The sequence below is a fragment of the Sinorhizobium alkalisoli genome (genome assembly GCF_008932245.1).
Classification (GTDB): Bacteria; Pseudomonadota; Alphaproteobacteria; order Rhizobiales; family Rhizobiaceae; genus Sinorhizobium; species Sinorhizobium alkalisoli.
Genome location: NZ_CP034911.1, coordinates 354060 through 379458, shown reverse-complemented (window position 1 = coordinate 379458; position 25399 = coordinate 354060). Strand labels below are relative to the sequence as shown.

Genomic DNA, 25399 nt, shown 5'->3' with positions numbered 1-25399 from the left:
GAAATTTCAGAAATCCTTCTGAACCATCGGTGCACGCATTTCCCTTTGACGTGGAGCATTGATCCCAGCCGCTCCATTTGAGGAACACTTTGGCGGATGTTCTTCCGCGAGCAGGATACGGGGGCCACGGAAACAAGGCCCTGCTGTTCCGCCTCTGTAGCAAGCCACGCGGCGGCCAGCTGAGGTTTGCTGCTCATTCACTTCTTGCCTCGATTGCTGAAGCTGTTTCGACTGTCGGTGATTACCTCCGCGGTTGTTCTTGTGCGTGTTGTGTTCCCGCAGCCGCGGCGATTTCACGACGCAGCCAGGCATGTTCGGGGTCGCGACGGCAACGCTCGTCCCAAATCAGCGCGACCTCGAAGGGCTTCAGCTCCATGGGCGGATCGACAATCGCAAGCGACAGAATGTCGGCGATCCGTGTCGCGACGCGGTGCAGTACAATCACCACCGCGGCGGTCAGCACGCTGGAAACCAGCACCGGGTGGTCGTAACGCAGCAGGCAGACGAAAGGGTCGGTGTAAAGGCTGCGCCGCAGATAACCGGGGGGGGGGAGACGTGCCAATCTGCCCGACCGCAAGATCCATTTCGCCCCGCTCAAGTCGGCGCAGCGCGCCAGCGAGAAACGGATCGGTGACGATATCGAGTTGAGGGGCGCGCTCGCGCAACTGCGGCAGGAGGCGCGGCAGCAGGAGTAGCGCTTGGTGATCAGGCATCGCCAATACCGCCTTCGAACGCCATTCCTCTCGGGCCAAGCTCTGACTTGCCACGATTTCACGGATCGCGTCCAACACCGGTCCCAGCACACGGGCGAAGCGCTCGCCCCGCGGCGAGGGGACCAGGCCGGTCGAGGAGCGAACCAAAGGATCATCATTGAACGCGGCGCGCAGCTTTGACAACGCCCGGCTCATCTTCGGTTGGCTCTGTCCGATGTGCTGGGCGGCACGCGTGACGTTACGGTGCTCCATCAATGCGTCGAGCGCCACCAACAGGTTCAGATCCATCGATGCCAGGTTCGGTTTTCAATATGGCCGTGCTTCGCGGCTGTGAGCGGCGATCTCACGACTGATCGCTACAGCCCGTGACCTGCAGCGTCCTGCTGGTGTCGGAGCGGAACGGGCGCCGCTCGCGCTTCCGGCCAGGTGCGGCAGACGCAGGCCGTTCAGGGGTGGCTCGGTCTTCGCGCCAATCGTTCTCCGCATTGGCCCGAAGCGGCTCAATCGTCCTGCGGCTGCGGCCTTGAGGCGGCAGGGAGGTCAAGGCACAAGAGTCGCTTGAGCAAGCACGCTCTATCGATATTCTCTTGATTGCGACCGACAGAAAACTCTTGAAGAGGCCGGTCGGTGGCGCACCAAAGCTATGGTTAACGATTCCGGTCATTAGCTTCAGGACGCCTAGATCGTAGTTTGGGCTTGGCGCAGCCTTTTTGACAGTGTCGTCGACATCCATCTTGCTCCGCATCACCGGCTGCCTCCGGTTCAAGGTGAGCATGGTGGTCACCTCGGTTTAAGTCTCCACGGACCGTTCCGAAAAAGGACATGGACATGTGGCCCCGCTGTGCAGATCGCACCGTCCGTTTGTTCGAGTGGCCGTTGTAATGCAACATCCCATCGAATTGGCAAAATCCATTATTTTAATGGAATAAATCCGCGTCATGGATAGGCGGGTATTTCAAGCTTGTGATTTCATGCCAAACATCGGGTTCGGCCGATTCAGGAGACGTCTGCAGGCATTCGTTGTGGCAACTTCCTTGGCTTGTGCCAATGTCGTCGACATAGCGCTGGCCCTGTCACCCTGCGTTTGACGCAAGGCAGCACGCGCTGCGTGTCATCTATCCCGACGATGCCCGGCGAGATGATGGTTCGGTGGAGGAGCTGTCGTATTTGTCGTCTCCACGACACCTTGCGTTGGACGGGTGTCCCTCCACACCCTCTCTAAGCCTTTGAATTTACACTGGAAGGCTGCCGGCACGACTCTTGCAGCGCCCTCGTCGAGACGCAGGACTGCCATCGGTATGACTCCGGGCGGCGTAACGGTAGGAAGAATGCACATGTTAGATCGACCTCAGATCCGCATTCTGTGGGAAACGGGGCTCTCCCGCGGAGTGCGAATTTCTTATCAATCCGGCCGGAGACGACACTCACGACCAGGCATGGCTAGGCAATGGCTGCGGATGGACGCGGAGATGGATTTCGACCAGTATGTGACTGCCTGTGTCCTTTCGCGTGCGCTCGAGGAGATCGACGTTGGCCAGGCGACGGCGACGGAGGCGACCGGCCTTTCGCGAGCCGAGTTGCAGGATATCCTCACTCACAGTTTTCCCGTTGGCCTTATCGACGCCTTCTCCTTGGAAGGGATAAGCGATGCCGAGCCTGGCGTGGAGGAAGAACTTGTGCGAGGTATGTTGCTTTCGCATGCCCGGCCGGGCGACCCCGCGAGCGCCCGCTTCGCCAAGATCGTTGCCCGGCGCGCCTTGCGCCATGACCATCTCTGGCAGGATCTTGGCCTTTATGACCGGTCCGAGCTCAGCCGCTTGCTTGCGACCCATTTTCCCACCCTGGCAGCTGGCAACACCGATAACATGAGATGGAAGAGGTATCTTTACCGTAAGCTCTGCAAGGCTGAAGGCTTGTCGCTGTGTCTCGCGCCCACTTGCCGAGATTGCATAGATTTCAAAAGCTGCTTCGCTTCAGAGGAAAGCTAAGTCGTAACCGGCGTTTCGCTCCCACCTGGATACATCTCCATCAGGTGAATGCCGATAGAGGGGGTAATAAGCCATGGCTCGCAATACCTTGGAGAACATAACGCCATGGCCGATCCCGCCTTTAAGGACCGTTCCAGCAATCGGTCAGCCGCGTTCGTCGGCGGGGCTGCTATCGGCGCCCTCGGTGGCCTGATTGGACTTGGCGGTGCGGAATTCCGTCTGCCCCTTCTACTCGGTCCGTTCGGATTTGCCGCATTGGAAGCGGTGATCCTCAACAAGGCCATGAGCCTAGTCGTCGTAGCGTTCGCCCTGCCATCTCGGGCGGCGACTGTTCCTTTCGATCAGATCGCGGGGCATTGGCCGATCATCGTCAATCTCCTGGCCGGAAGTCTCCCGGGTGCCTGGCTCGGCGCGGGCTGGGCGACGCGGCTAAGGTCCGAGACGCTCTACAAGGTGATTGCCATCTTGCTATTCATCATTGCGGGCGTGCTCGGGTTTGGTTACGACATCTCCGCCGGGGCGGCCCTTGTTGCGGGGGCGACGCAGATTGTTGCGGGCGTGGTCGCGGGCCTCGTGATCGGGATCGTGGCATCCCTGCTCGGGGTCGCAGGCGGCGAGCTTCTGATTCCGGCCCTCATCCTTCTCTTCGGCGCAGACATCAAACTCGCGGGCAGCCTCTCCCTGGCGGTCAGCCTGCCGACGATGATCGTCGGGTTTACCCGCTACAGTCGTGACCAGAACTTTGCCGTCATCAAAAGCAACCGTATTTTCCTGCTCGTCATGGCCCTCGGATCGATCCTTGGCGCGTTTATCGGAGGACAACTCCTCGGCATCGTCCCGAGTGTCGTGATGATGCCTGCTCTTGCTTTGATACTGATGATTTCCGCGATCAAGATATGGCGGCACACGTGATCCGCTGCCCCAAATTTCCTACCCGCCAGTGCACGATCTCAACGGTAGTGCGAAGCGAACCGCCAAGGTAGCAACTCATCGATCCGGCTCTGCTTGTGGCCGTTGACGATGGCGGTGAGCGTGGCGGTCAGGTAGGCAAGCGGATCGATAGAATTGAGTTTGCGGTTTATACTGACGGTCGAATTATTCCGAGCACCTCTTCCAACATATTGCAGAGCGTTTTTAGCTTGGCGCGGTATTCGACGTTGCGGAGCGCGCCACAGCGACGGTCATTTAAAAACGTGTTGGGCTAAGCTGGAGTTGCCCCCAAAAGACCGGACATGCTCAGGTTTGAGATTTCGAGCTGATGAACTCGCGTGGAGATTGATACCCTAAGGCGCTGTGCGGGTGAAGATTATTGTAATGCTCGAACCAGAACGGCAGTTGCGCCATGACGGTTTCGGCATCCGGGGTGGGGTTCACCGCGACGTAATCGCGCTTGAAGGTTTTCACGAATGCCTCGGCCATGCCGTTCGATTGCTGGCTGCGCACCGGCGTCGTGCACGGTTCCATGCCGATGTCGCGGAGCAAGGACGCGGTGTCCCTGGCGATGAAGCAGGAGCCGTTGTCGGTGAGCCATTCGATGGGCTCGGACAGCATGTTGATGCGGCCGAAGCGGTTCTCCACTGCGGTGATCACGAGATCCTGCACGTCCTGGCTCTTGATGCCCTCGGTGGTGGCGACATGGGCGATTGCCTTTCGGTCGCAGCAGTCGAGAGCGAAGGCGACCCGGACCTTCTCCTTGTTGTCGCAGCCGATCTCGAAGCCGTCGGAGCACCATCTGATGTTCGAACGTTCGACAGCGACCTGACCGTCGTGGAGGCGATCATCGGCCGCTCCGGTGTGGCGCGCCAGCAGCAGATTGTGCAGCTTCATGACCCGGTAAACGCGCTTGGCATTGGGACACGAACGCCCGTCTTTCCGGGCATTGCGGCGCAGGATGGCATGGACACGCCGATAGCCGTAGGTGGGCATGTCGGCGATGATGGCCTTGATATCCTCCACCAGTTCCCGATCCGGGAGTGGTAGGCGTCCTCTGGCTCTGAAAGGGGGTTTGCGGCACGCGCAGCGATATTCGACCGGGCGACACCTAGAGTTTCTCAGACGGCGTTCATTCCAAAATTCCCCTCGGAAGAGAGATCGAGCGCAACATCCGTTTTTTTGGGCCTCCGGCGATTTCGAGGGCTTCCTTGAGGATTTCGCTCTCCATCGTCTTCTTGCCCAACAGGCGCTAGCTCCAGTCGAGCCCGATGTCCAGGCATGGTGCACTGTGCGTCAGCCTACCAACCGACAGCAGATCAACGCCGCTCGCCGCGATCTTCGCGGCGGTTGCCGGCGTAATGCCGCCGGACGCTTCGGTGATGGCACGGCCGGCGACGAAGGAAACCGCGTCCCGCAGCAGCTCCGGCGTCATGTTGTCGAGCAGGACGGCGTCGACGCCCACGTCCATGGCCTCGCGCAATTGATCCAGCGTGTCCACCTCGACCTCGATCTTCACCATGTGCCCGACACCGGCCTTGGCGCGGCGGATCGCTTCACTGATGCTGCCTGCAACGGCAATGTGATTGTCCTTGATCAGCACCGCGTCGTTGAGCGCGAAGCGGTGGTTCATGCCGCCACCGGCGCGTACGGCGTATTTCTCCAGGGCTCTCAGCCCCGGCGTCGTCTTGCGGGTGCAGACGACGGACGCCGTCGTCCCGGCAATGGCCTCGACGATCCCGGCCGTCACGGTGGCGATGCCGGATAGGTGGCCGAGGAAGTTCAGTGCAGTGCGTTCTCCGGTCAGCAGCCCGCGCGAGGGCCCCTCGACGAGAGCGATCACATCGCCGGCGCCAACCTTTGCGCCGTCCTCAACGTTTCGGGTCAGGCTGATGGCGGGATCGACGAGCGCAAAGGCAAGCTCCGCGACGTCAAGGCCGGCAATCACGCCCGGTTTGCGCGCCGCCAGTGCGAAGCGCGACCGATGGTCGGACGGAATGACGGCCGCCGATGTGATGTCGCCGGCAAGGCCGAGATCCTCGGCAAGCGCCGTGCGAACGGCAGGCTCGAAGACAAGCCGGGGAAGGGGAGCGAGGTTCATGATGTCTTGGTTCCTCAGGCTGTGCGGGCAAGCGGTCGGGTGGCGAAATGCCGCGACGCCTCAATGACCTGGTCGAAGGTCATCTGACGGCGGACCGGTTCGGGATTTGTCTGACGGAAGTCGCTGCGCGCATGGGCACCGCGCGATTCCTCACGGAGCCGACCGAAGATCGCGACAGCCAAGGCCACAAGAGCGGGATCAGCTGAAGGGCCGCCACTCTGCACAAGCGGCAGAAGCGCCCCGATGGCTCGTTCTAGAGCGGTTCCGGTTTTGACGGAATCGGAGGGGGATTCCGTTTTAGTCCGTTTTGTGATTCAAGATGCTGGCTGGAGAGGAGGCCAGCATCGGATGACGCGACCTCTATCCAATGATCTTCGTGAACGAGTTGTTGGCGCCATTTCAGCGGGCGAAAGCTGCCGATCGGTGGCGGCTCGTTTCGGCATTGCCGTATCGTCGGCGGTGAAGTGGTCTCAGCGCTACCGTTCGAGCGGGTCCGTGGTGCCCGGCAAGATGGGCGGTCACCGCAAGCATGTGCTGGAGCCGCACCGTGCGTTCATCGCGGAGCGGATCAACCAGACGCCGCATTTGTCGCTGCATAGGCTTAAGGAAGAGCTGGCGGCACGTGGGGTGAAGGTGTCGCACGATACGGTCTGGCGGTTCCTGCGCCGCGAGGGGCTGCGGTTTAAAAAAAACCCTGTTCGCCCTTGAGCAGGCCCGTGCCGATATTGCCCGCCGGCGGCAACGCTGGCGCTCCTGGCAGGCCGGACTCGATCCGAGACGGCTGGTGTTCATTGACGAAACCTGGATCAAGACCAACATGGCGCCGCTCTATGGCTGGGGGCCACGCGGCAGGCGCCTGCGCGGCTTTGCCCCGCACGGCCACTGGCGCACGCTGACCTTTGTCGGCGCTTTGCGCCACGACCGGTTGGCAGCGCCTTGCGTCTTCGACGGACCGATCAATGGTCGGTGTTTCCGCGCCTATGTCGAACAGCAGCTCGTGCCCGTGCTCGAACCAGGCGACATCGTCATCATGGACAATCTCGGCTCGCACAAGTCGGCGGCCATCCGGCAGATGATCCGAGCCGCCGGCGCAAGGCTCTGGTATCTGCCGCCATACTCGCCCGATCTCAATCCGATCGAGCAGGCCTTCGCCAAAATCAAACACTGGATGCGGGCGGCTCAGAAGCGAACCGTCGAGGAGACATGGCAATACCTCGGCAGCCTTGTCCCCTCACTCCAGCCCGACGAATGCAGCAACTACTTCGCCAACGCCGGATATGCTTCCGTCAAAACCTGAAACGCTCTAGACCGGCCGCGTCGCGAACCACCGAAAGGTCGCGCGTAGCAATCTCGCGCACGGCGGAAAGCTCTGCTTCTGGCGGCATATTGTGAACGCTCGCGGTGGCGATCGGGCCAGCAGAAATACCGGCGATATCGTTTGCTGCGCGCATACCCATGACCGTGGCTTCAAGCAGGGAATTGCTCGCCAGCCGGTTGGCGCCGTGAAGTCCTGTGCAGGCCGCCTCGCCGGCGACCCAAAGGCCCTCGACGGAGCTGCGCCCCTTGAGGTCGGTCGCGACACCGCCCATGTGGTAATGCACGGCCGGGCGAACCGGGATCAGATCGTGGGCTGGGTCGATGCCTGCCTCCTGGCAGAGTGCGGCGATCAGGGGAAACCGTGCAGCAAACCGCTCTCCGAGCGCCTTGCGCGCATCGACGAAGACGCGTCCACCGCGCGCAATCTCCGCGCCGATGGCACGCGCGACGACGTCGCGCGGCGCAAGCTCTGCGCCGGGCGTCGCCGAGAGAAATCGCTCGCGCCGCTCGTTCAGGAGGATCGCGCCCTCGCCACGCACGGCTTCGCTCACCAGCGCGAGCGGACGTCGCGGGCTGTCGAGTGCGGTCGGGTGAAACTGCACGAATTCCATGTCGGACAGGATGGCGCCGGCCCGCGCCGCAAGCATGATGCCCTGGCCGTGATTGCCGGAGGGATTGGTCGTGGCGGCGTAGAGGCCGCCGAGACCACCGGTTGCCAGGATGACGCGGTTGGTCGGCAGGATGAGAGTACCTGCCGGGCCGGCGCAGGCAAGTCCGCGCAGCCGATTGTTCGACACGAGGAGGCGGCGGGCCTCCAGCCGTTCGAGCACTTCGATCGACGGTGTCTTGCGAACCCTTTCGACGAGCGCTCGCATGATCGCGGCACCCGAGCCATCGCCTTCGACGTGAAGGATGCGCCGCCGCGAATGCGCTGCTTCGAGGCCGAAGGCGAAGGCGCCATCCGGCCCGCGGTCGAAGCGAACGCCGAAGCGTTCGAGCGCGGCGATCGCCGTCTTCGCGTCGCCCAGAATGGCAGCGACCGCGTCCGGGTCGCAAAGTCCGTCGCCGGCGGCGAGTGTATCGGCAACGTGGAGCGCCGTGCTGTCGCCTTCGCCAATGCCGGCTGCAATTCCGCCCTGGGCCCAGCCGCTTGAGCTCTCGGCGCCCAGGCCTGCCCGCGTCACAAGGACGACGGGTTCGGGTGCAAGCGTCAAGGCGGCGGCAAGGCCAGCGAGCCCGCTTCCCACGATGACGACGCGCCCGCTCAGGTGGTGAAGGAGGCCCCGTGTCATACCGCAAGCATCCGTTCGACAGCTCGGCGGGCAGCGTCGGCGATGGCGGGGTCGACGGTCACCTCGTAGCGGTTTTCCTCAAGCGCCGTGCGGATATTGCCGAGCGTGATGCGCTTCATGTGCGGGCAGAGATTGCACGGCCGGATGAACTCGACGGAGGGGTGATCGACGGCCACGTTGTCGCTCATCGAGCATTCTGTGAGCAGCACGACGCGCGCGGGCTTCTTCTGTGCCACGAAGTCGGACATGACGGCGGTCGAGCCGGAGAAGTCCGCCTCGTCGACCACCTCCGGCGGGCATTCGGGGTGGACCAGAACCGTGACGCCCGGATGGGCCTCACGCAGATCGCGGACATCTTTTGCCGTGAAGAGTTCATGCACTTCGCAATGGCCATGCCAGGCGAGGATCTCGACATTCGTCTCGCGCGCAACGTTGCGAGCGAGATATTCGTCCGGGATCATCAGCACTTTCGGAACGCCGAGCGATTCAACGACGCGCTTGGCATTGCCCGAGGTGCAGCAGATGTCGGAGGCGGCCTTCACGGCGGCCGAGGTGTTGACATAGGTGATGATCGGCACGCCGGGATGGGCGGCCCTGAGCAGCGCGACGCCCTCCGGCGTGATGGAATCCGCCAGTGAACAGCCGGCGCCCATGTCGGGGATCAGCACCGTCTTCTCCGGGTTCAGCAGTTTCGCCGTCTCGGCCATGAAGTGGACGCCGGCGAGCACGATGACATCGGCGTCGACCTCGGCCGCCTTGTGCGCCAGCGCCAGACTGTCGCCGACGATATCGGCGACGCCATGAAAAATCTCCGGCGTCTGGTAGTTGTGTGCCAGGATCACCGCATTGCGCGTCCGCTTCAGCTCCAGGATCGCCGCGACATCCGCCTCGTGTGAAAGCCATTCGGCCTTCGGCATGACGCGGCTCACACGTTCGTAGAGCCCTGAAATCGAAACGGTCGTGTTCATACGCCCCTTTTACTCAGTTTGAGTATATCGAGAGCGAATGGATATTCTCGATCCGAGAATATGTCAACTGCGCGACAGCGGCAGCCTGGAAACGGAAAGCGCGTGTTCGTCGAGGATGGCGCGACGATAGCGGAAGAGCTTTGCCGGACGTCCGCCGGTTTCGCTCGACATCTCGCCGGTCTCCTCGATCAGTTCCTGCTGGTCGATCAGGCGCCGGAAATTAGGCTTGTGCAAGGTAAGCCCGGCCAGCGCCTCAACCGTGCGCTGGAGCTGCGAGAGGGTAAAATTTTGCGGCATGAGTTCAAACACCACGGGGCGGTATTTGATCTTGGCGCGCAGCCGCGCGATCGCCGTTGCCAGGATCCGGCGATGATCCGCAAACATCGCACGGCCGCTTCCCGCCGATGGCATGGCACCGGCTTCCCCGACGAGACCGGCCTCAAACATCAGTTCGTAGCGCTGCAGAGCAAGTTCCTCGTTCCACGCCGCCTCCCCAAGGCCGAAGGTGAACTCCATCCGCTTGCGGCGGTGGTCTCGCCTGGATCGGTCGGATGCGATCCAGTTCTCGAAGCCGTCTATGATCTCCGTCAGCTGATCCGGCCGTCCGGCGCGGCGGTCCTCCCAGGGGAAATACTCGTACCACCCGTGCCAGCCGGGTGCGCCGGCGCCAGGTGGCGCCTGTTCGCGCACCAGGCCGAGATAACTGATCGAGATTGTCCGCCTTGCATTGTCGCCCGGCGCACGGTCGCGGTCGGCGAAGGTGTAGAGCTGTTCGAGATAGCCGACAGGGTGCCCGGTTTGCTCGCCCACCCATTCGCGCAAGCCCGACTGCAGACTGCGGTGCTCCACCTCGAGCGGTCCGGAGGGAAGTGCTTCTCCCTTGCGAACGGTCATGACGCGCGGCGCCTCGTTGGTGACGGCGGTCAGCACGGCGATCAGTTCGGTATGGGCAAGCGCGGTTTTCAAGGGCTTCTCGTTCGTTTAGTGAATAATTTGCGCCATCCTGTGACAGGTTCTCCGGGAAGGACAGGCGTTGCCGGCAAAGAGCGGCCCGGGTGGTCCGAGGCTAGGCTCGAAGAGGACCGCTTGTGAGCTAGATATTAGCGCTAACGCGCCAGTACGTTGCCATGCTCAATCACCATCGGGTGCGCCAAGCTTCTCGAAGAGTGTCTTCGATATCTCGAACTGCCGCGCAATGCCGCGCCCCATCGAGTTTTTAATGATCGTCTCCGTCAGAAGCCCCCTTTTGACGAGAAGATTGACGGTTTCCTTCGCGCCGCTGCGTGTCAGCTGCAAAAGCTCGGAAATATTGGTCAATGTCAGCGGCTGATGGGCCTGGCTCATCGAGTACAGTACCGACATCATGCCGATCTCCTTGAGTCGTGCGGTCGGCGTTTCATCCTCCAGCGGATGATCCAGGATCTCCTGCAGGACGAGTCCGTTGAACAAGGCATTGTGCCAATGTGTCTTGATTGCCCTTGTCATGTTCTTCTTAGTGGTTTAAACGCGTCATTATAATTTTCGCTGCATCGGGCACGATTCGCTTTTTCGGCGATCGTGGCCTGTCGTCCTGGAAGGGCCTGTGCATGAAAAATCCTGTGCTCAATTTGCTGTTCCCCATTTGCTGCATAGTATCACTCTATCTTGCTTCCGCTAGTCATGCGCGGGCCGACGATTGGGGATGCCAGGTAATTTTATGCCTTTCCAATCCGGGCGGCCCCACGGAATTCGCCGAGTGCCGCCCGCCGGTCGAAAAGCTTTGGCGGCATCTCGCCCGGGGCCATTCCTTCCCGACCTGCAGCGGCGTCGGCTTCCACAGCTCAAAGCCCGGCTATGAACCCTATTACTGCGACGACGGCTACAAGCTCGTCGGCCGCTATGAGCCGCGCGGCCAGGAAGCGACCTGCATCTCGACGTCGCTCACCGAAGTGAGCCGGACGCTATGCAGTTTCGATTCGGATCGTGACGGAAGCTCTGGCGGCTCGGTTGTCTTTCCGCGATGGGAGCGCGTGAACGGTCATTCCAGGTGCATGGCCTATTCCATCACGCGCCCGAATATTCGATCGCAGCCGCATTATGTCGATGTCACCATCGACGGCTCCGGCACCCATCGGGTCTGGTACTGACCATGGGCGCATTCGTCGACCTGGCCCAGACCTGCGCGCCGGTCGTGCAGGTTGAAACGCTCGCAGGCGTCGTCAGCCTCGAGAGCCGGTTTCAGCCCTACCATATCCGCCTCAGGAACGGTGACCCGCTGCCCGCGCAGCCGAGGTCGAAAGCCGAGGCGATCGAACTTGCGACGTCCCTGATTGCTGAGCACCAGCCGATTCAGCTCGGGCTTGGCGGCATCTCGGCCGCGGAACTCCAGAAGCTCGGCCTCTCCGTGTCGGACGCCTTCGACCCTTGCCTCAACCTCAAGGCCACAGGCGCTCTGCTCGACGGCTACTACCGGCTTGCCGCCGGCGCCGGGGCTGAACCGGCAAGGGCTGAGTCAGTGATGCTGCAGTCCTATTATGGCCGCGGCGATCCCTCGACTGACGCCATGGCCGGATATGATGCGCGGGTGCGCGAGGAAGCCGGGCGCCTGTTGCCGGAGCTGGCCTCACTGACCGTTTCGAGTGCACCCGAACCAGCGGATCTCGACAATCAGCGCGACGTCGAGGACGCGCAGCAACAATTCGTACAATCGTCTCGAACCGCCGAAGCAATGCCGTGGGATGTGTTCAGCACCCGGCGGCAGTCTTCGGTTCTCGTCTTTCAAAATCCCCGACCGGAGCCAGCCGAATGATTTCCAGACACACTCTTCGCCCCTTCGTCGCGTCGACCCTGATGGCCGCAGCCCTCGTCGCGTTGCTAGTCGAGCCGGCCTTCGCGCAATCGGCCGGCATCGAGAGCGTGCTCCAGAACATTGTCGACATGCTCACCGGCAATATTGCCAAGCTGCTCGCCGTCATCGCCGTGATCATCATCTGCATCGCCTGGATGTTCGGCTACATGGATCTGAGGCGGGCCGGCTTCTGGATCATCGGTATCGGCGGCATTTTTGGTGCCACCGAACTCGTCAACACAATCGTTGGAAGCTGATCTGTGGCGAGCGCCCCGACATTGGAAGAAGACACGCTGTTTTTAGCCTGCACCCGGCCGGCCATGATTGCCGGCGTGACCATGGAGGCGATGGGGTTCAACATCATGCTGACGACCATCCTCTACATCACCGCGGGATCGATCGCCTATGCGCTGGTCGGCGTCGTCTTTCATTTCATATTCCGGGCGCTGGTCAAACACGACCACAACATGTTCCGGCTGCTTGTCGCCTGGCTCGAAACCCGCGGCCGCTCGCGCAATGCCGCCTATTGGGGCGGCGCAAGCCTCTCTCCGTTGAGACTTCGCAGACGCTATGACGAGAGGGACCTGAGCCTTGCCTAATCTTGTGACGCTTCGCGCCCGCGAACTCGCGCCGGAAACCTTCATTCCCTATGTCCGCCATGTGGACGAGACGACCATCGCGCTCTCCTCGAGAGCGATGATGGTGATGCTGGTGCTCGAGGGTGTGTCCTTCGAAACGGCCGACATTCTCGATCTCAACGGGCTGCACCGCGATCTCAATACGCTTTACCGCAACATTGCCGACGAGCGGCTGGTGCTCTGGACGCATGTCATCCGCCGGCGCGACAACGCCTATCCCGATGGTGAATTCACAAATCCGTTTTCCGCGGAGCTCAACGCGAAATACCGCGAGCGCATGGTCCGGGAGGATCTGTTTCGCAATGACCTCTATGTCAGCCTGATCTGGCATCCCGATCGCGATCCGGCTGAAAAAGCCGCAAGCTTCGTCAAGCGATTGCGCAGCGCCCGCCGCAGGGGCGGGGAGGTGGACGAGACCGCGCTCAAACACCTTCGCGACAAGGTGACGGATGTGATCGCCGGCCTCAAGCGCTTTGAGCCGCGATCCCTTGGCCTCTATGAGAAAGACGGCATCGTGTTTTCCGAACCGAGCGAAGTGCTGCACCAGCTTGTCGGCGGACGACGCGAACCTGTCCCGCTGACCGAGGGCCAGATATCATCGGCGATCTACTCCGACCGCGTGATCTTCGGTCGCGAAACCGCCGAGATCCGCCACGAGGCGATGAGCCGCTATGCCGGCATGTTCGGCTTCAAGGAATATCCCGCTTCGACGCGTTCCGGCATGCTCGACGGCATCCTGACCGCGCCCTTCGAGCTCATCTTGACGCAGTCCTTCGCCTTTGCCTCGAAAGCCGACGCGCGCACGATCATGGGGCGTAAGCAAAACCAGATGGTCAGCGCCGGCGACAAGGCCGCCTCGCAAATCGGCGAGCTCAGCGAAGCGATGGACGATCTGGAATCGAACCGCTTCGTTCTTGGCGAGCACCATCTGACGCTGTCGGTCTTCGCGCCCTCGGTCAGGGAGCTGACCGACAATATGGCCAAGGCCCGCGCCCACCTGACCAATGGCGGCGCGGTGGTCGCCCGTGAGGATCTCGGACTGGAGGCGGCCTGGTGGGCGCAGCTGCCGGGCAATACTCGCTTTCGGGCGCGCTCCGGCGCCATTACCTCGAAGAACTTCGCAGCTCTCTCGCCCTATCACTCCTACCCGACGGGACAGAAGGACGGCAATGAATGGGGTTCTGCCGTCGCCATGCTGAAGACCGCGTCTGGCTCGCCGTTTTACTTCAACTTCCATCATGGCGATCTCGGCAACACCTTCGTCTGCGGCCCATCGGGCGCCGGCAAGACCGTGCTTCTGAATTTCATGCTCTCGCAACTCGAAAAGCACGAGCCGCATATGGTGTTTTTTGACAAGGATCGTGGCGCCGATCTTTTTGTTCGCGCCGCCGGCGGCAATTACCTGCCGCTCAGGAACGGTGTTCCTACCGGCTGCGCGCCTTTGAAGGCGCTCGACCTTAACGCGGCCAACAAGGTGTTCCTTGCGCAATGGGTGGGCAAGCTTGCCGGGTCCTCGACGCGGGAACTGACCGTCTCAGAACTGCGCGACATCGCCTCGGCCGTGGATGGTCTCGCCGACCTTCCCGTTGAGCGCCGCTCGATCGGCGCGCTTCGGACATTTCTCAACAATACCGATCCCGAAGGTATCGCGTCGCGGCTCAGGCGCTGGGAGAGGGGAGGGCCGCTCGGCTGGGTGTTCGACAATGAGCTCGACGACATTGGCATTGGCGCGAAGTTCATCGGCTACGACATGACCGATTTCCTCGACAACGAGGAGATCCGCACGCCTCTTATGGCCTATCTCTTCTACCGCATCGAGCAACTGATAGACGGTCGCCGCATCATCATCGTCATCGACGAGTTCTGGAAGGCGCTAAAGGACGAGGGTTTTCGCGAACTCGCCCAGAACAAGCTCAAAACCATCCGCAAGCAGAACGGACTGATGCTGTTTGCCACTCAAAGTCCGCGCGATGCGATCGCCTCGCCGATCGCGCATACGATCATTGAGCAGTGCCCGACACAGATTTTCCTACCCAATCCGCGCGGCGACCAAGGCGACTATGTCGACGGTTTCAAGCTGACCGGACGGGAATTCGAACTGGTCGCACGCGAACTCTCTGTCGAAAGCCGGCGCTTCATCGTCAAGCAGGGCCATAACAGCGTGGTTGCAGAGCTGAACCTCAATGGCTTTGACGACGAACTTGCGATCCTGTCGGGGCGAACCGCCAACGTGGAGCTTGCCGACGCCGTCCGGGCAGAGCTTGGCGACGACCACGGCGAATGGCTCGCCGTATTCCAGCAAAGAAGGAGACTGCTCTGATGGTTATGCGCCAAACCGCCGCGATTGCCACGATTCTGGCTTTGATCCTCCCGGTCAATCACCTCTCGGCCCAAGGCATACCGGTGATCGACCAGACGGCGATCGCCAAACAGATCGAAAGCATCGCCCAGCTGAAATCCCAGCTCGATGCGCTCAATCAGCAGATCGAGCAAGCCCAGCAACTCTATGGCTCGCTCAACAAGATCACCGACATGGCCGATGTCGCGAGCCTATTGAACGACCCCGCGATCAGAAGGGCGTTGCCCCCTGACTTCAAGACAGTCGAGAGCCTGTTTAACGGCCAAGGCACCGGCGTCTTCGACAGTTCGGCCACGAAATTCCTCGACAGTAACTCCACATACCGGACCGACGCTGAAGATTTTTATGCCCAGGAACTGAGCCGCGTACAAAATCAGAACGCCGGGCAGATGAGCCTCGGCGAACAAATCTATGATGCCGCGACCAAGCGCATCGACGGCATCGACCAGCTTCGCGAGAAGATCTCCAATGCAGCCGATGCCAAGGACATTGCCGACCTGCAGGCGCGCTTGCAGGCGGAGTCGGCGTACTTGCAGACCGACGTTCTTCGTATGCAGGGGCTCCAGATGATCCAGAGCGCGCAAGGTGAGGTCAACGACCAGCGCAAAGCGGAGGATTGGCGACAGCGCATGGACACCATGGGAGCGGCCCTGCCATGAAGCGCGTTCTCCCACTCATTATGCTGGGCGTGCTCGCTTCATGCTCCGGTGAAACACAAAAGGTCCACACCGTCGATGAACTTCTCGCCGACGAGCCCCTTCTGGCGAAGGTCCTCGGCGAATGCCGCAACAATCCCGGTGAACGCGGCAGCACGCCCAATTGCCAAAATGCCGAAAGCGCCGACGGCAAGCTGCGTCTGGAGCGGATGCGCCAATCGCTTGGAGGCTGATGCATGTACCAGGTCTTCAGCTTCGTCGATGCGCAATTCAAGGCGCCGCTCGAAAACTTCATTTCTTCCGGCACGTCGAATATTGCCAACTGGGTCAGCGGACCGCTGACGGCGGCACTCACGCTCTACGTCGTACTTTACGGCTATCTGGTGCTACGTGGCTCGGTGCAGGAACCCGTTCTCGAATTTGCTTTCCGCGCTATCAAGCTTGCCATCATCGTCATGCTGATCAGGAATGCCAGCGAGTACCAGACCTACGTCACCAATATCTTCTTTGAGACGCTTCCGAAAGAAATCTCCCAGGCGCTGAACAGCGGCACGGCGCCAAGCGCCTCGACCTTCGACAGCCTGCTCGACAAGGGCCAACGCTGCGCCTACGAGATCTGGTCCCGCGCGTCCTGGCCGGTCGATATCGTTACCGGGGTCGGCGGCATGATGGTGATCGGCGCAAGTTTCATCGTCGCGGCGATCGGCTATATCGTCTCGCTTTACGCGCGGCTGGCGCTCGCCATCGTACTGGCGATCGGACCGATCTTCATTGCGCTCGCCATGTTCCAGGCAACACGCCGCTTCACCGAATCTTGGATCGGCCAGCTCGCCAATTTTGTCATCCTTCAGGTCCTTGTCGTCGCGATCGGCTCGTTACTGATCACCTGCATCGACACAACCTTTACTGCTATCGAAGGCTATAGCGACGTGTTGATGCGACCGATCGCGCTTTGCGCCATCTGCCTCGCCGCGCTTTACGTCTTTTATCAATTGCCCGGCATCGCCTCGGCGCTTGCCGCCGGCGGCGCTTCGCTCACCTACGGATACGGGGCGGCACGCGATGCGCACGAAAGCACGCTTGCCTGGGCCGCCTCCCGGGCCGCCGGCGCGGTCGGGCGCGGCGCGCGGTCGCTCAGCCGACGCACGACAGAACGCGCGGCCGAATGACGGCCGCCCGGTAAACGCCTCAAGGTAATTCCACATGATCCGCACAATCTTATCGTTCCTTCTTCTTACCGGTTTGGCGAGCTGCGCCTCGATCTCCTACCCGCTTCCAAAATGCGACGGCTATGCCCGCCGCCCGCTGAACCGCGCAATGTGGCAGTGGGAGGACAAGAGCCCCACCAGGCAGCCGACCTCCGCTGCAACGCCCTATGCCGAAATACAGAACCAGGCCGCGCCTGCCGCCTTCGAACAGTTCGACATCGCCGGCTCCTACCGAAACTGCGGGAAGGAATGACATGGTGACCACGGACAGTCTCAAGAGCTATTTTGATAAGGCCCGCCGCTTCGATCAGGACCGCCTCCTTCAGGTCGAGCGATCTGCGCGCATCGCCTGGTCTGTGGCGATCGCCGCCGGCGTCCTCGCCGCCGCATCCGTCTTCGCGATCGCAGCACTTACGCCGCTCAAAACCGTCGAACCCTTCGTCGTTCGGGTCGACAATTCAACCGGCATTGTTGATGTCGTCTCGGCACTCACAGCGACCGCCGGCACCTATGATGAGGCAGTAACCAAGTATTTTGCGGCCAAATATGTGCGGGCTCGCGAAGGTTATGTCTGGAGCGAGGCGGAAGAGAACTTCCGCAACGTGGCACTCCTGTCGACCCAGGCCGAGCAGACCCGATTTGCCGCACTCTATCGCGGCAGCAACCCGGATTCGCCCCAGAACGTCTATGGCCGCGGCGCGACCGCACGCATCAATATCGTGTCGATTTCGCTGATCAACGCCAACGTCGTCTCGGTCCGCTACATGCGCACAGTCACGCGCGGCGAGGAGGTGAAGACCACCCATTGGGTGGCAACGCTCACCTTCTCCTATGCCAATGCCCCGATGTCGGCCACCGACCGACTGGTCAATCCTTTGGGGTTCGTCGTCAGTGACTATCGCGCCGATCCGGAGACCATCAATTGAGACCGCATTACCTCATTTCCCTTCTGCTGGCCGGAAGTCTCGTATCCTCAGCCCTCGCACTCGAGGTTCCGCGTGGCGCGACCCAGGACAATCGTATCCGCTTCGTCAACTACCAGCCCTACAACATCACGAAGATCGTCGGCACGCTGAGATCCTCGGTACAGATCGAGTTCGCCGCCGACGAGGAAATCGCGCATGTCGCACTCGGCAACTCCGTCGCCTGGGAAGTGGCACCGGCCGGAAACATTCTTTTCCTGAAACCCCGGGAGAACCAGCCGGTCACCAACATCTCGGTCGTGACCACGCGTCGCGACGGGTCGACCCGCAGCTACCAGATGGAACTCACCGTGCGCGACGGCTCGGTCGCCGCCGGCCAGAACACATACTTTTATGTGAAATATCGCTACCCGGCCGATGAAGCGGAGAGACGGCGGCTGGAGGCGGAAGCCCGGGCTCGGGCCGCGCAGTCGGCGCAGGCCGATCGGGTGCTTGGCCTTCACGAAGCCTACGGTCCGCGCAACTGGCGTTATTCGGCGGAAGGATCGCAAGCACTCGAGCCGCAAGCAGTCTATGACAACGGCAAGGTCACCACCTTCGCTTTCGTCGGAAACCAGGAAATGCCGGCGATTTACATCGAAAATTCCGACGGCACAGAAAGCCTCGTATCGAAATCGGTCTCGGGCAACCTTGTGCTCGTCCATGCGATCAGCCGCAAGTTCATCCTGCGCCGGGGAGGGGACGTGCTCTGCGTCTTCAACGAAGCCTACGACCGCGTCGGTATCAATCCCGAGACCAACACGACATCGCCGTCCGTTGAACGTGTGATGAAGACGCCGACGGGCGAATAAGGATAGGGAGGTCCAATGGCCGAGGAAGAACCGAACCGGATCCCGGGCGAGCGCGCCGAAACGACCACCGGCCGCAGGCTCGACAACAATCCGGTGCTCAGACGCGGCGCGGTCGCGCTTGCGATCATCGTCTTCGTCACCTTCGCCCTCTGGTCGATGCGCGGAGAAAACAAGGATGGTGACGGCGCACAGCCCGAGCGCGTCGTCATCCGCCAGACATCGGACTTCGAGCCGGCGAAGGAAAGAGCCGAACCGGTCGTCACGCCGACCGAAGTCAAACTGCCGACGCCGGTCGTCACCGAGGCGGCCCCGTCGGTGGACGATAAGCTGCTCGACGCCGCACGTCGCGCACCGGTGATCGCCTTCGGAGGCAAATCGCCGTCGACGCAACGCGAGACAGACGAGAAGTCGGCCGACGCCACGTCCAACTATCTGCCGCTCGGCGTCACTCCGGCCGGCATCAACACGCAAACCGAAAACGAAGACCAACGCTTCAACCGCCTGATGACGCCCACTCAATTGCAGGGGTCGCGCGCCGGCACGCTCGGTAACCGGGACTTCATCGTTGCCATGGGAACCTCGATCCCTTGCGTGCTCGAAACCGCGCTCGCCTCCGACCAGCCGGGCTTCACCAGTTGCGTCATCAACCGGGATGTCCTCTCCGATAATGGCCGCGTCGTGTTGATGGAAAAGGGCACGCAGGTGGTCGGCGAATATCGCGGCGGGCTGCAGCGCGGACAAAAACGCCTGTTTGTCCTTTGGAACCGCGCTAAGACCCCGAAAGGCGTGATCGTCACGCTCGCGTCGCCGGCAACCGATGCGCTCGGGCGCGCCGGTATGGACGGCTATGTCGACACCCATTGGTGGGAAAGGTTCGGCAGCGCCATTCTGCTCTCCATCGTCGGCGACGCGACCTCCTATGCCAACAGCCGGTTGCAGGACAGCGATGTCGATGCGCGGAACACCACAAATGCAGGAAACCAGGCCGCGGCCATCGCGGTCGAGCAGTCGATCAACATTCCGCCGACGCTCATGAAACATCAGGGCGAACTGGTGTCGATCTTCGTGGCGCGCGACCTCGACTTCTCGAGCGTCTATCGCCTGCGCGTCACCGAACCTCGCAATCGCATCTATGACCGCGCCGTACTTGGGGATTTCCTCCCGGATTCGAAGCTCGTGACCAAATAGGCCCTCTCATGACTGAAGGCCCAGACGCCGGTGTCGTGCGGGAGCTGCTTGTTCCCTTTGAAGACTTCTTGGCTGACGAGACTCTCTATGAAGTGATAGTCAATCGGCCCGGGCAAGTCCTGACGGAAGGTGTTGGTGGGTGGCGGACCCATGACCTGCCGGCCCTTTCGTTCCAAAAGTTGATGCGCCTTGCCCGGGCCGTGGCCAGCTTCTCCCATCAATCGATTGACGAAACCCGGCCGATCCTGTCGGCTACGTTGCCCGATGACGAACGCATCCAGATCGTCATTCCGCCAGCAACCGCCAAGGAGACCGTCAGCATCACGATCCGCAAGCCGTCTTCCGTGTCGCTCAGCCTGCAGGATCTTGAGAACGGCGGGCTATTCGCCGACGTCGCCCCGGCAAGCCGCGACGCAGCGCCCTCCGACCACCGACTCTTGGAACTCCACCGAACCGGCGCCCATAGGGCCTTCCTTCAGGAGGCCGTGCTTGCACGAAAGAACATCATAATCTCCGGCGCCACGGGCTCGGGCAAGACGACGCTTTCAAAGGCACTGATCTGGCATATTCCGGATCACGAGCGCATCATCTCGATTGAGGACACGCCTGAGCTCGTCATCCCGCAGCCCAACAACGTGCGTCTGTTCTATTCCAAGGGTGGGCAGGGTCTTGCAAAGATTTCGGCGAAGGACCTGCTTGAATCCTGCCTGCGCATGCGACCCGACCGCATTCTCCTTCAGGAATTGCGGGACGGAACGGCCTTCTACTACATCCGCAATGTCAATTCCGGCCACCCCGGCTCGATCACCACGGTTCATGCGGATTCGGCGGAACTAGCCTTCGAGCAGTTGACGCTGCTCGTGAAGGAATCGGACGGCGGCAAGGATCTCGAGCGCCACGATATCCGCGAGATGCTCAAAATCGCCATCGATGTCGTTGTGCAATGCAGGCGCGTCGACGGGAAGTTTCGAGTGACGGAAATCTATTTTCGGCCCGCTCATCCTGACGCAAACGCCATCAGCAGTCGCTAGCGCGAATAGCGGGGCGGGGTAAACGCTTCACTCCCGGCTGGCGGCTCCCGCTCCTATCAAGTGATGCGGGTCAGATGATAAGGTCGTCGGCATAGACCGAAAGGACCCATCCCGGCAGATAGGGAGCTGCCTGCAGCAGGCGGCCCCTCTCAAAAACCAGAATCTGCCGAGGTGGTTCGTTGAGCTTCGAATTGTCAAAGACCATGCCACGGTCGGCACGAAGGACGGCTTGCCGGATCAACGGCTGCCCACGATCGTAGCGTGCTCGGATCTTTTTTTCCGGGACATCATGGCCCCCTTCGTCGGCGCGGCACTTGACCCGCGCCACCGAGAGATCGGGACTGTCGACACCGACATGCATGACAATGACGATGTAGCCATGCGTCCGTGCGGTTTCGATAATTTCCAGTTTCGATGAGTGAGAGAAGACGGTCTCGGTCACAAAACTCTTGCCTGCCTCAAGCATTTCCGCCCGGCGGTCGCGCGCAATCTCGGCAGCTTTATAGGCCGCTTCCATCGAGCTGTCCTTGAGCTCCTCGCGCTGGATGATGTCGGCATTGATAAAAGGACCCGCGAAGCCTGGAGCAACGCGGGTCTGGTAGAGTGTCGACTTGCCGGCGCCATTTGGTCCGGCAAGCAGGACAAGGCTGGGTCTCATGCGGCTGCGTCATCCTTTGCATAGATGAGGTTGCCACCTGCATCGAGACCAACGCCGCGCCCCAACATTCTGCGTTGAGCAAAGAATTCTTGTTCAGCCGTCGTCGGTTCAGCCATCTTGGTCGTGAACGCATCGAGCCAGGCGGCTTCTTCATCCTCTTGGAGTTCGGTCGTATCGAGCCGGCCCTCGAGTGCCAGCTTGATCCGGCCATAATCGAAGGTCCCGGAATGCTCGATTGCTCGCCCGATTTTTACCCAATGCGTTATCTGACCGGCAACAGACCTACTCTGAATATCGGCTTCCCGACGGATGAGTGCCATTATGTCGTCTGCAAGTTTGACCGATTGAGCCATGTTCATCTCCTGCATGATCATATAGGTAGCAAAATGCTACCTGAAAATCAAGGTCAGACCGAATGGGCCCAATCTTCGGCAGATGGCATCGACAGCGCATGATTGGTAGGCTCAAGACTGTGAATTCGATCGTCTCTAACCTCGGTGCCCGCCAGTCCGGGCGTTTCCGCTTCTGCTCAAAAGATTGGATAGTAGGCTTACCAGTCTTCAGGCCTCGCCCCCAAGAATCTGAGGCAAGTGGTCTCCAAGTCGATCGATATTCAAAGAACCTAACGAGTCGACGCCGCGCTTTGCAGGCATTGGACCAATAAGTGGATCCAGATGATCTGATAAAGCACTGGAGCGAACCCCTGCCCGCCCCATAAGGCGTTGGTCTGATGCGGTGGCGCTCGGCGGCTCATCTGGCTGTTGCCGTCAGCAGTGCAGCCACAGGAACGCTCACTGCGCTGACGATCAAGACCACTACCGTAGCAATCCTGATCATTCGGGTGCGACGCGCCCGGAGCGGGTCCCACTCATAGGACATGCAAATCTACCCGGCATTGGTCCGAAGCCCCGCAACGGGGACCGCTGCTACTGCCAAGGAGCCGCTGCCGCTTGTTGCGTCGCTGCAGCGAGTTCTCCACCCTAATCATGATCGCAAGATAGCCTTGTTCGCCGCAGCAGTCCGTGAATCTATTTCCCCGGCCTCGTTTAGCCGGCCATTCAATTCGCGGCTCGTGCGGAAAAAGGGCACCCATTTTTCCTCGACAAAAACCGCCCCCCCCGTCCGCGGATTTCTCGCTGACCGTGACGGTCGATTACGCACGGAAAAGACGCCGAAGCCGCGCAGTTCCACACGACCGCCGTCGGCGAGCGTCGCGGCGATCTCTTCGAGGACGGCATCGACGATCTTCTCGGCGTCAGCGTGATAGAGATGGGCATTGCGAGCGGCAACCAGGGAAACGAGTTCGGATTTTATCACGGGCGACCTCATGAAGGATGCCGGGGAAGGGGCGGCTGATGTCGGCTCGGGTGACTGGGGGTGCCGTAGGCTTAGAACGAAGGCGCCTCGCGATCAACTTGTAATCGTGGCGGACCGGCCGCTTGGCACGCCGGCCGGAGTTGGCGGGGAGGAAGAGAGGGGGAGGGGGGAAGGGGGATTCGTGACGGGTTAAGGTGGTCGGAGAGAGGCTCCGGCCGGCCCGTCATGGAGAACCGACATGGCCCAGGCCATCCAGAAAATTACCCTTAGCGCGGCCCGCGATATTCCCTTCAACAAGCTGGTGCTCAGCCAGAACAACGTTCGCCGCATCAAGGCCGGCGTTTCGATCGAGGACCTTGCCGAAGACATCGCGCGCCGCGGCTTGCTCGCCAGCCTCAATGTCAGGGCGGAGCTCGACGCCGATGGCAACGAGACCGGCTTTTACCGGGTTCCGGCCGGCGGTCGCCGCTACCGGGCCCTCGAGCGACTCGTCTCCCAGAAACGGCTCGCGAAGACCGCCGGTGTCCCCTGCATCGTCAGCCAGGCGTCGACGCCGGAGGTCGAGGATTCCCTTGCCGAAAACGTGCATCGGGTCGACCTTCATCCGCTCGACCAGTTCCGAGCCTTCCGGACTTTGAAGGAACAGGGTCAGGATGAAGACGACATCGCCGCCCGTTTTTTCGTATCCGTCGCGACGGTGCGGCAAAGGTTGCGGCTCGCAGCGGTCTCACCGCGCCTTCTCGATCTCTACGCCAGCGACGAGATGACCCTGCAGCAGGTCATGGCGTTCTCGATCACCAATGATCATGTCCGGCAGGAACAGGTTTGGGACACGATTTCGCGCCAGCATGTCCGCGAGCCCTATTACATCCGCCGGCTTCTGACCGAGACGGCAATCCGGGCGAGCGACCGCCGTGCCGTCTATATCGGTATCGAAGCCTATGAGGGTGCCGGCGGGGTGGTCATGCGCGATCTCTTCGACGAGGACAATGGCGGCTGGCTGCAGGACCCGGCTCTGGTCGAGCAGCTCGTCATTGAGAAGCTCAATTCCGACGCCGAGGCGATCAGGTCTGCTGAAGGCTGGAAGTGGATCGAGGCTGCCTTCGATTTCCCCTACGGCCACACCTCGGGGTTTCGCCGCTTCTACGGCGAGCAGCCGGAGATGAGCGCGGATGAGCTGGAGCGCTACGATGCCGTCAAAGCCGAGTACGACGCGCTCGACGCGGCTTATGCCGAGGCCGAAGACTATAGTGAGGACACCGAGCGGAAACTGGAGGAACTTGGCGGCGAACTCGACCGGCTGAACGACCGGCCTTACGTGTTTGACGGCGACGACGTCGCGCGCGGCGGCGCATTCATCTCGCTTGGTGCAAACGGCGAGCTCAAGATTGAGCGAGGTTTCGTCCGCCCAGAGGACGAGCCGAAGATGGACGTTGATGGCGGCGACGCGTCGGAAGGTGATAACGATGTCGCGGGCGGCCGTCCGACCGTTTCTGCCGACGGTAACGCGGCGCATGGTGGCGGCTCCGTGGATGCCGAAAGCGAAGAGGAGGACGGTTCGCTTCGGCCGCTCTCCGAACGCCTGGTGCTGGATTTGACGGCAACCCGCACCGTAGCGCTGCGCAACGCGCTCGCCAATGATCCGGTCATTGCATTCATCGCTGTGCTGCACGCCTTCGTGCTGAAGACCTTCTATCTCTACGGGTCCGATACATGCCTGGAGGTGACGCTGCAGAGCGCCCGATTCTCGCAGACGCCGGGGCTTGGTGATACCGTATGGGCCAAGGAGATCGACCAGCGGCAGGAAGCATGGGGTCAGGATCTCCCCAAGGATCCCGACGCGCTTTGGGGCTTCCTGATCGGGCTCGACGACGCTAGCCGGCAGGCGCTCTTTGCCCATTGCGCCTCGCTGTCGTTGAATGCGGTTATCGAACCCTGGAACAAGCGCAGCCGCGCGATCGCGCATGCCGACCAGGTCGCACGATCGATTGGTTTCGACATGGTCGAAGCCGGTTGGACGCCGACGGCCGAGAACTACCTGGGTCGGGTCACCAAGGCCCATATTCTCCAGGCCGTGCAGGAAGCGAAGGGCGAGCAGTCGGCACAGCTGATCGGCCATCTGAAGAAGAGCGATATGGCGCGCGAGGCTGAACGGCTCATCGCCGGATGCGGATGGCTGCCGCAGCCGCTCCGCGCTGCCGAAGACGTCACCAGCGATGATTCCTCCTCGAAGGTTGAGAACACCGGTGCCACTCCTGACGCCGAGGCCGGCGCCGCGCTTCCCGCCTTCCTGACGGAAGACTTCGATCCCTGCGATCGGGACGACGACGCGGACCGAGACGGCGGCTACGGCCATCTCGACGCCGCTGAGTAGAGCGATCTCCCCATCTCATCCAAGGCCCGGTCCCGAACCCGGGCCTTTCTCTTTTTCGAC

25 protein-coding genes and 4 pseudogenes are annotated in these 25399 nt (G+C 61.4%); 17 read left to right on the top strand and 12 right to left on the bottom strand.

What is annotated here, in order from left to right:
* Positions 1–241: 241 nt before the first annotated feature.
* Positions 242–1001: pseudogene (locus EKH55_RS30120) on the bottom strand (LysR family transcriptional regulator).
* 1046 nt (positions 1002–2047) lie between these two features.
* Here EKH55_RS30120 and EKH55_RS28865 point away from each other — a divergent pair.
* Positions 2048–2701 carry a nitrogen fixation protein NifQ gene (locus EKH55_RS28865; RefSeq protein ID WP_069460916.1) on the top strand — a complete coding sequence of 218 codons (654 nt, stop codon included), beginning with the start codon at positions 2048–2050 and terminating at the stop codon, positions 2699–2701.
* Positions 2702–2806: 105 nt separating this feature from the next.
* Positions 2807–3613 carry a sulfite exporter TauE/SafE family protein gene (locus EKH55_RS28860; protein WP_069460915.1) on the top strand — a complete coding sequence of 269 codons (807 nt, stop codon included), beginning with the start codon at positions 2807–2809 and terminating at the stop codon, positions 3611–3613.
* Between the two features lie 38 nt (positions 3614–3651).
* Here the strand turns inward: EKH55_RS28860 and EKH55_RS28855 are convergent.
* From EKH55_RS28855 to EKH55_RS29990, 4 genes and pseudogenes are all read right to left on the bottom strand, one after another.
* A pseudogene (locus EKH55_RS28855) lies at positions 3652–3774 on the bottom strand (transposase domain-containing protein); the annotation flags it as partial.
* 163 nt (positions 3775–3937) lie between these two features.
* Positions 3938–4883 (bottom strand): annotated as a pseudogene (locus tag EKH55_RS28850) (IS3 family transposase); the annotation flags it as partial.
* Positions 4884–5732, bottom strand: coding sequence for a carboxylating nicotinate-nucleotide diphosphorylase (gene nadC / locus EKH55_RS28845; protein ID WP_151614009.1), 849 nt, complete (start codon positions 5730–5732; stop codon positions 4884–4886).
* A 14-nt stretch (positions 5733–5746) separates the two neighbouring features.
* On the bottom strand, positions 5747–5920 hold the full coding sequence (locus EKH55_RS29990) for a hypothetical protein (RefSeq protein WP_246232029.1): 174 nt from the start codon (positions 5918–5920) through the stop codon (positions 5747–5749).
* Between the two features lie 160 nt (positions 5921–6080).
* Here EKH55_RS29990 and EKH55_RS28835 point away from each other — a divergent pair.
* Positions 6081–7029, top strand: a protein-coding gene (locus EKH55_RS28835; protein ID WP_106407706.1) for an IS630 family transposase whose coding sequence is annotated in 2 segments (ribosomal slippage) — positions 6081–6416 and positions 6418–7029 — 948 coding nt in all. Because the reading frame shifts where the segments join, the coding sequence is not laid out codon by codon here.
* Between the two features lie 7 nt (positions 7030–7036).
* Here the strand turns inward: EKH55_RS28835 and EKH55_RS28830 are convergent.
* The 4 genes and pseudogenes from EKH55_RS28830 to EKH55_RS28815 form a co-directional block, all read right to left on the bottom strand.
* Positions 7037–8341 (bottom strand): annotated as a pseudogene (locus tag EKH55_RS28830) (L-aspartate oxidase); the annotation flags it as partial.
* Positions 8338–9309, bottom strand: coding sequence for a quinolinate synthase NadA (gene nadA, locus EKH55_RS28825; RefSeq protein ID WP_069460911.1), 972 nt, complete (start codon positions 9307–9309; stop codon positions 8338–8340). The pseudogene EKH55_RS28830 and the gene nadA, both read right to left, overlap by 4 nt.
* 63 nt (positions 9310–9372) lie before the next feature.
* A complete protein-coding gene (locus EKH55_RS28820) occupies positions 9373–10275 on the bottom strand; it encodes an NUDIX hydrolase (RefSeq protein WP_069460910.1) in 903 nt (300 codons plus the stop codon).
* A gap of 165 nt (positions 10276–10440) precedes the next feature.
* Positions 10441–10794 (bottom strand): helix-turn-helix domain-containing protein, encoded by a 354-nt coding sequence (locus tag EKH55_RS28815; protein WP_069460909.1) that lies wholly within the window; start codon positions 10792–10794, stop codon positions 10441–10443.
* Positions 10795–10895: 101 nt separating this feature from the next.
* Here EKH55_RS28815 and EKH55_RS28810 point away from each other — a divergent pair, with 101 nt between their 5' ends.
* From EKH55_RS28810 to virB11, 13 genes are read left to right on the top strand one after another with little or no spacing between them, the layout of a single operon-like run.
* Complete coding sequence (locus EKH55_RS28810; protein WP_069460908.1) at positions 10896–11435, top strand: hypothetical protein; 540 nt, start codon at positions 10896–10898, stop codon at positions 11433–11435.
* Between the two features lie 2 nt (positions 11436–11437).
* The gene (locus EKH55_RS28805) at positions 11438–12097 is read left to right on the top strand and encodes a lytic transglycosylase domain-containing protein (protein ID WP_151614007.1); all 660 of its coding nucleotides are present in this window, start codon (positions 11438–11440) and stop codon (positions 12095–12097) included.
* Complete coding sequence (locus tag EKH55_RS28800; protein ID WP_069460907.1) at positions 12094–12393, top strand: TrbC/VirB2 family protein; 300 nt, start codon at positions 12094–12096, stop codon at positions 12391–12393. Before EKH55_RS28805 ends, EKH55_RS28800 begins: the two co-directional genes overlap by 4 nt.
* A gap of 3 nt (positions 12394–12396) precedes the next feature.
* Entirely contained in the window at positions 12397–12735 is a 339-nt protein-coding gene (locus EKH55_RS28795; protein WP_069460906.1) for a VirB3 family type IV secretion system protein, read from the top strand.
* A complete protein-coding gene (locus tag EKH55_RS28790) occupies positions 12728–15094 on the top strand; it encodes a VirB4 family type IV secretion/conjugal transfer ATPase (protein WP_069460905.1) in 2367 nt (788 codons plus the stop codon). The genes EKH55_RS28795 and EKH55_RS28790 overlap by 8 nt, the downstream gene beginning before the upstream one ends.
* A gap of 5 nt (positions 15095–15099) precedes the next feature.
* Positions 15100–15792, top strand: a complete 693-nt coding sequence (virB5, locus tag EKH55_RS28785; protein WP_245314752.1) for a P-type DNA transfer protein VirB5 — start codon at positions 15100–15102, stop codon at positions 15790–15792.
* A complete protein-coding gene (locus EKH55_RS28780) occupies positions 15789–16022 on the top strand; it encodes an EexN family lipoprotein (RefSeq protein WP_069460903.1) in 234 nt (77 codons plus the stop codon). The genes virB5 and EKH55_RS28780 overlap by 4 nt, the downstream gene beginning before the upstream one ends.
* Positions 16023–16025: 3 nt before the next feature.
* The gene (locus EKH55_RS28775) at positions 16026–16958 is read left to right on the top strand and encodes a TrbL/VirB6 family protein (protein WP_069460902.1); all 933 of its coding nucleotides are present in this window, start codon (positions 16026–16028) and stop codon (positions 16956–16958) included.
* A 34-nt stretch (positions 16959–16992) separates the two neighbouring features.
* On the top strand, positions 16993–17250 hold the full coding sequence (locus EKH55_RS28770; RefSeq protein ID WP_069460901.1) for a hypothetical protein: 258 nt from the start codon (positions 16993–16995) through the stop codon (positions 17248–17250).
* 1 nt (position 17251) lies between these two features.
* The gene (locus tag EKH55_RS28765; protein WP_069460900.1) at positions 17252–17923 is read left to right on the top strand and encodes a VirB8 family type IV secretion system protein; all 672 of its coding nucleotides are present in this window, start codon (positions 17252–17254) and stop codon (positions 17921–17923) included.
* On the top strand, positions 17920–18771 hold the full coding sequence (gene virB9 / locus EKH55_RS28760; RefSeq protein WP_069460899.1) for a P-type conjugative transfer protein VirB9: 852 nt from the start codon (positions 17920–17922) through the stop codon (positions 18769–18771). The genes EKH55_RS28765 and virB9 overlap by 4 nt, the downstream gene beginning before the upstream one ends.
* Before the next feature lie 15 nt (positions 18772–18786).
* Positions 18787–19959: a type IV secretion system protein VirB10 gene (gene virB10 / locus EKH55_RS28755; RefSeq protein ID WP_069460898.1), complete on the top strand. Its 1173-nt coding sequence runs from the start codon at positions 18787–18789 to the stop codon at positions 19957–19959.
* An 8-nt stretch (positions 19960–19967) separates the two neighbouring features.
* Complete coding sequence (gene virB11 / locus EKH55_RS28750; protein WP_069460897.1) at positions 19968–20990, top strand: P-type DNA transfer ATPase VirB11; 1023 nt, start codon at positions 19968–19970, stop codon at positions 20988–20990.
* Positions 20991–21060: 70 nt separating this feature from the next.
* Here virB11 and EKH55_RS28745 read toward each other — a convergent pair whose 3' ends face one another.
* From EKH55_RS28745 to EKH55_RS28735, 3 genes are all read right to left on the bottom strand, one after another.
* Positions 21061–21648 (bottom strand): ATPase, encoded by a 588-nt coding sequence (locus tag EKH55_RS28745; RefSeq protein WP_069460896.1) that lies wholly within the window; start codon positions 21646–21648, stop codon positions 21061–21063.
* On the bottom strand, positions 21645–22001 hold the full coding sequence (locus tag EKH55_RS28740) for a TA system antitoxin ParD family protein (protein ID WP_069460895.1): 357 nt from the start codon (positions 21999–22001) through the stop codon (positions 21645–21647). The genes EKH55_RS28745 and EKH55_RS28740 overlap by 4 nt, the downstream gene beginning before the upstream one ends.
* Before the next feature lie 631 nt (positions 22002–22632).
* Positions 22633–22965: an integration host factor subunit beta gene (locus EKH55_RS28735; protein ID WP_069460894.1), complete on the bottom strand. Its 333-nt coding sequence runs from the start codon at positions 22963–22965 to the stop codon at positions 22633–22635.
* Between the two features lie 238 nt (positions 22966–23203).
* Between EKH55_RS28735 and EKH55_RS28730 the strand changes: the two genes are divergently transcribed.
* Entirely contained in the window at positions 23204–25339 is a 2136-nt protein-coding gene (locus EKH55_RS28730; RefSeq protein ID WP_151614006.1) for a ParB/RepB/Spo0J family partition protein, read from the top strand.
* Positions 25340–25399: the final 60 nt, after the last annotated feature.

Coding starts and splice junctions, on each gene's coding strand:
- EKH55_RS28865 (WP_069460916.1), top strand. CDS start 2,048: ATGTTAGATCGACCTCAGATCCGCATTCTGTGGGAAACGGGGCTCTCC.
- EKH55_RS28860 (WP_069460915.1), top strand. CDS start 2,807: ATGGCCGATCCCGCCTTTAAGGACCGTTCCAGCAATCGGTCAGCCGCG.
- nadC (WP_151614009.1), bottom strand. CDS start 5,732: ATGAACCTCGCTCCCCTTCCCCGGCTTGTCTTCGAGCCTGCCGTTCGC.
- nadA (WP_069460911.1), bottom strand. CDS start 9,309: ATGAACACGACCGTTTCGATTTCAGGGCTCTACGAACGTGTGAGCCGC.
- EKH55_RS28815 (WP_069460909.1), bottom strand. CDS start 10,794: ATGACAAGGGCAATCAAGACACATTGGCACAATGCCTTGTTCAACGGA.
- EKH55_RS28810 (WP_069460908.1), top strand. CDS start 10,896: ATGAAAAATCCTGTGCTCAATTTGCTGTTCCCCATTTGCTGCATAGTA.
- EKH55_RS28805 (WP_151614007.1), top strand. CDS start 11,438: ATGGGCGCATTCGTCGACCTGGCCCAGACCTGCGCGCCGGTCGTGCAG.
- EKH55_RS28800 (WP_069460907.1), top strand. CDS start 12,094: ATGATTTCCAGACACACTCTTCGCCCCTTCGTCGCGTCGACCCTGATG.
- virB5 (WP_245314752.1), top strand. CDS start 15,100: ATGCGCCAAACCGCCGCGATTGCCACGATTCTGGCTTTGATCCTCCCG.
- EKH55_RS28780 (WP_069460903.1), top strand. CDS start 15,789: ATGAAGCGCGTTCTCCCACTCATTATGCTGGGCGTGCTCGCTTCATGC.
- EKH55_RS28775 (WP_069460902.1), top strand. CDS start 16,026: ATGTACCAGGTCTTCAGCTTCGTCGATGCGCAATTCAAGGCGCCGCTC.
- EKH55_RS28770 (WP_069460901.1), top strand. CDS start 16,993: ATGATCCGCACAATCTTATCGTTCCTTCTTCTTACCGGTTTGGCGAGC.
- EKH55_RS28765 (WP_069460900.1), top strand. CDS start 17,252: ATGGTGACCACGGACAGTCTCAAGAGCTATTTTGATAAGGCCCGCCGC.
- virB10 (WP_069460898.1), top strand. CDS start 18,787: ATGGCCGAGGAAGAACCGAACCGGATCCCGGGCGAGCGCGCCGAAACG.
- virB11 (WP_069460897.1), top strand. CDS start 19,968: ATGACTGAAGGCCCAGACGCCGGTGTCGTGCGGGAGCTGCTTGTTCCC.
- EKH55_RS28745 (WP_069460896.1), bottom strand. CDS start 21,648: ATGAGACCCAGCCTTGTCCTGCTTGCCGGACCAAATGGCGCCGGCAAG.
- EKH55_RS28740 (WP_069460895.1), bottom strand. CDS start 22,001: ATGGCTCAATCGGTCAAACTTGCAGACGACATAATGGCACTCATCCGT.
- EKH55_RS28730 (WP_151614006.1), top strand. CDS start 23,204: ATGGCCCAGGCCATCCAGAAAATTACCCTTAGCGCGGCCCGCGATATT.